Below are 4,256 nucleotides of genomic sequence, written 5' to 3'. Positions count from 1 at the left end.
CCGCGGGGGCCCGCGGCGACGACGACGTCGTCGAGCGCGGGCGCGCGCTCGACTCCCAGTGGTCGCGCGACGGGATGGTCGCGCTCATCGCCGGGGGCTGCACGGTCGACGCGCTCACCTGGCGGGGCGACCTCGACGCGGCCGTCGACCTCGCGCTGCGGGTCATCGAGCACCTGGGCCGCGAGTGGTCCGACTACTTCCTCGGCGGCATCTGGCTGTCCGCGCTGGGGCTCGCGGCGCTCGCCGACGCGGCCGCGCAGGAGCGGCTGCTCGGCCGGGACGTGAGCGCCCGCGTCGCGCTCGGTGACCGGCTGCTGGAGCGGGCCCGTACCACCGCGGACCGCGGGCGTCCGCGGGGCGGCGTGCTCGGTCCCGAGGGGCGGGCGTGGCTGCTGCGGGCGCACGCCGAGCACGGGCGGCTCGTCGGGGAGAACGACCCCGAGGCGTGGCGCGCGACGCTGCGCGAGTTCGGCTACGGCTACCGCTACGAGGAGGCGCGGACCCGGTGGCGGCTCGCGGAGTCGCTGCTGGAGCACGGCGAACGGGACGCGGCGCACACGGAAGCGGCGACCGCGCTGGCCGACGCCGACGCGATGGGGGCCGTCCCGCTGGCGACGGCGGTGCGCGGGCTCGCCCGCCGGGGACGGCTCGACCTGCCGGGAGTCCGGGCCGGCGGCGCGGACGTCCTGACGGCCCGGGAGGTCGAGGTGCTCGGGCTCGTCGCGCAGGGGCTGTCGAACCGGCAGATCGGCGAGAAGCTCTACATCTCCGGCAAGACCGTGTCGGTGCACATCTCGAACCTGCTGGCGAAGCTCGGGGTGTCGGGGCGGGCCGAGGCCGTGTCGGTCGCGCACCAGCGCGGGCTCATCGGCTCCGACGTCTGACGACGCGGCCCGCACCTCGCCGGGCCGTTGACGCGGGCGGCACCGGCGGCGCGTCGACCTGCGGGGGCGCGTGTCAGGGCCGGGCCCTAGCGTGGGGCGCATGTCACCGTCGAAGACGCCCGCGGTCGAGATCGACGTGCGCGGGCGCACGGTCCGCGTCAGCAGCCCCGACAAGGTGTACTTCCCCGAGCGCGGGCTGACGAAGCTCGACGTCGTGCAGTACTTCGTGTCGGTCGGCGACGGCATCCTCGGTGCGCTGCTCGACCGGCCGACCACCCTGGAACGCTGGCCGAAGGGCGTCTTCGAGGGCGCGAAGCTCGCGACCCGGATGGACTCGACGGGCGACGCGTTCTACCAGAAGCGCGTCCCGCAGGGCGCCCCCGACTACGTGCGGACCGCGCGGATCGCGTTCCCGAGCGGCCGGACCGCCGACGAGGTCGCGCCGAGCGAGCTCGCCGTCGTCGCGTGGGCCGCCAACCTCGGCACGCTCACGTTCCACCCCTGGCCGGTGCTGGGCGACGACGTCGACTCCCCCGACCAGATCCGCATCGACCTCGACCCGCAGCCCGGCACCGACTTCTCCGACGCGGCGCGCGTCGCGCCACGCGTGCGCGAGCTGCTCGCCGAGCACGGCCTGGAGGGGACCCCGAAGACGTCGGGCGGGCGCGGCATCCACGTGTTCGTCCCGATCGAGCCGCGCTGGTCCTTCACCGACGCGCGCCGCGCGACCATCGCGTTCGGCCGCGAGCTCGAACGGCGCATGCCCGACGAGGTCACGATGAAGTGGTGGAAGGAGGAGCGCGGCCAGAAGATCTTCGTCGACTACAACCAGATGGCCCGCGACCGCACCATCGCGTCCGCGTACTCGATCCGCACGAACCCCCGCGCGACCGTCTCCGCACCGCTGCGCTGGGACGAGGTCGGCGACGTGCACCCCGACGACTTCGACGTCACGACCATGCCCGCGCGGTTCGCCGAGGTCGGCGACCTGTTCGCCCCGCTCGTCGCGCACGCCGCCCCGCGGTACTCGATCGAGTCGCTGCTCGAGCTCGCCGACCGGCAGGAGCAGGACGAGGGGCACGGCGACCTGCCGTACCCGCCCGAGTACCCGAAGATGCCGGGCGAGCCGAAGCGGGTGCAGCCGAGCCGCGACCGTGACAGGCCCCGCTGACGCCTCTCGGGGCGCCCCCGTCGCCTACCGGTCCGCGCGCGGCCGGTGGGTGCTCGTCGCGACCGTCCTCGGGTCGGCGCTCGCGTTCATCGACGCGACGGTCGTCACCATCGCGCTGCCCCGCATCGCCGCGGAGCTCGACGCGTCCACCGCGGACCTGCAGTGGACGGTCAACGGGTACGGCCTGACGCTCGCGGCGTTCCTGCTGCTCGGCGGGTCGCTCGGCGACCGGTTCGGGCGGCGGCGGGTGTTCCTCGTCGGCGTCGTCTGGTTCGCGGCCGCGTCGCTCGCGTGCGCGCTGGCCCCGACGGTCGGGCTGCTCGTCGCCGCGCGTGCGTTGCAGGGCGTCGGCGGTGCGCTGCTGACACCCGGGTCGCTCGCGATCATCCAGTCGACGTTCGCCGGTGAGGACCGCGGGCGGGCCATCGGCGCGTGGTCGGGGCTGGGCGGCATCGCGGGGGCGCTCGCGCCGTTCCTCGGCGGGTGGATCGTCGAGGTCACGTCGTGGCGGTGGGTGTTCGGGATCAACCTGCCGCTCGCGGCGGTCGTCGTGGTCGTCGCGCTGCGGGCCGTGCCGGAGAGCGTCGACCCGGACGCCGTCCGGCGGCTGGACGTCGCGGGCACGGTGCTCGCCGCCGCCGGTCTGGCTGCGCTGACCTGGGCGTTCACCGCCTGGACGGAGGACGGCACGCTCCGGCCGGCCGTCGCCGCCGCGCTCGCCGCCGGTGTCGCGGCCCTCGTGGCGTTCGTCGTGGTGGAGTCACGCGCCGCCGCACCGCTCGTCCCACCCGCCCTGTTCCGCTGGCGCCCGTTCGCCGGCACCAACGCCGCGACGCTCCTCGTCTACGCCGCGCTGTCGGGCGTGTTCTTCTTCCTCGTCGTCACGCTGCAGGTCGTCTCCGGCTACTCGCCGCTCGCCGCCGGGCTCGCACCCGTCCCCGTGACCGTGCTGCTGCTCCTGCTGTCCTCGACGTCGGGCGCGCTCGGCGTCCGGCTCGGCCCGCGCCTGCCGATGACCGTCGGACCGCTGGTCTGCGCCGCAGCGACCGTCCTGCTCGCCGGGATCGGGCCGGACGCGCCCTACCTGACCGCCGTGCTGCCGGGGGTGCTGCTCTTCGGCCTTGGGCTCGCCGCGGTCGTCGCGCCCTTGACGACGACCGCGCTCGCCGCGGCCCCCGACCGTCTCGCCGGCGTGGCGTCGGGCGTCAACAACGCGGTCGCCCGCGTCGCGGGGCTGCTGGGCATCGCGGTCCTGCCGCTCGTCGCGGGCGTCGGGACGGGCCTGACCGACCCCGCGACGCTCGCCGACGGGCACCGGGTCGCGATGCTCGTGTGCGCGGGACTGCTCGTCGCGGGCGGCCTCGTGTCGCTGGCCACGGTCCCGTCGTCGTCCGACGCGGTGCGCCCGGAGGCGTCCGACCGCGCGTGACGCGGGCGAGGCGCGGCGGCGTCGCCTCACCGGGGCCCGCGGGCGCGACGGCGCAGGAAGGTCGTCAGCCGCGGTACTCGAAGTGCCAGTACTCCGGGTTGGAGCCGTTCTGGCGCGCCCACGACGGCACGACCCACCCGTACGACGGCCCGTTCGCGACGAGCCAGTCACGCTGCGGCGTCCCCCACCCGTACTCGCACGGCAGCTCCGGGACGTCGAGCGCGAGGCCGGTCCCGTGCGAGGACGTGCCGGGAGTCGCGGCGACCGTCCCGAGCGCCTCGCGCATCGCGACCTGCGTCGCGAAGTCCCGGTAGGTGAGGTCGAGGCCGAGGTCGTGCCCGAACCGCGCCCGGAAGGCGGTGTTGAGGCGCTCGAGCGCCGCGGCCGCGTCGGTGCGCAGGTAGTACGGCGTGCCGCGCGGGTCGACGTCCCAGGAGATCGCCGCGAGCGCCGACGGCGGCAGCTTGCCGTTCGAGCCGTCGCCACCCTCGGTCGCGGGCGACGTGTAGAACGGCGGGCCGGTGTAGGTCGTCTCGCAGGACGGCGGCGCGGCGGCTGCGGTCGTCCCACCGGTCGACGCCGGTCGGGGCGTGCGGGCGGCGGCCGCCGCGGCCTGCTCCTGCGCCTGCGTCCACTGCGCCTGGGCGTCCGCGGTGGCCGTCTGCGCGGCCGCGGTCGTGGACGTCACGCGTCGGAGCGTCGCGACGGACGCCGTGTCGGCCGCGAGCGCCGCGTCGGCCTCGGCGAGCGCCGCCGCGAGGGTCTGCCGGAC

Annotated in this window: 4 protein-coding genes; 3 read left to right on the top strand and 1 reads right to left on the bottom strand. The window is 76.1% G+C overall.

Features of this window, described 5'->3' with window-relative positions; translation table 11 throughout:
- From CBZ_RS21980 to CBZ_RS08630, 3 genes are all read left to right on the top strand, one after another.
- The coding region (locus tag CBZ_RS21980) for a helix-turn-helix transcriptional regulator (protein WP_218022735.1) at positions 1 to 884 on the top strand (884 nt) is incomplete at its 5' end.
- A gap of 100 nt (positions 885 to 984) precedes the next feature.
- Entirely contained in the window at positions 985 to 2,055 is a 1,071-nt protein-coding gene (gene ligD, locus CBZ_RS08635; protein WP_130781164.1) for a non-homologous end-joining DNA ligase, read from the top strand.
- Positions 2,039 to 3,484, top strand: a complete 1,446-nt coding sequence (locus tag CBZ_RS08630) for an MFS transporter (RefSeq protein WP_130781163.1) — start codon at positions 2,039 to 2,041, stop codon at positions 3,482 to 3,484. The genes ligD and CBZ_RS08630 overlap by 17 nt, the downstream gene beginning before the upstream one ends.
- A gap of 64 nt (positions 3,485 to 3,548) precedes the next feature.
- On the opposite strand, the gene CBZ_RS08625 is transcribed toward CBZ_RS08630, so the two are convergent.
- Positions 3,549 to 4,256: M15 family metallopeptidase (locus tag CBZ_RS08625; protein WP_174768650.1), on the bottom strand; the 708-nt coding region annotated here is incomplete at its 5' end.

Origin of the sequence: Cellulomonas biazotea, assembly GCF_004306155.1 — a bacterium.
In the GTDB taxonomy this organism is placed as follows: domain Bacteria; phylum Actinomycetota; class Actinomycetes; order Actinomycetales; family Cellulomonadaceae; genus Cellulomonas; species Cellulomonas biazotea.
This window is presented reverse-complemented; position numbering and strand designations above follow the sequence as displayed.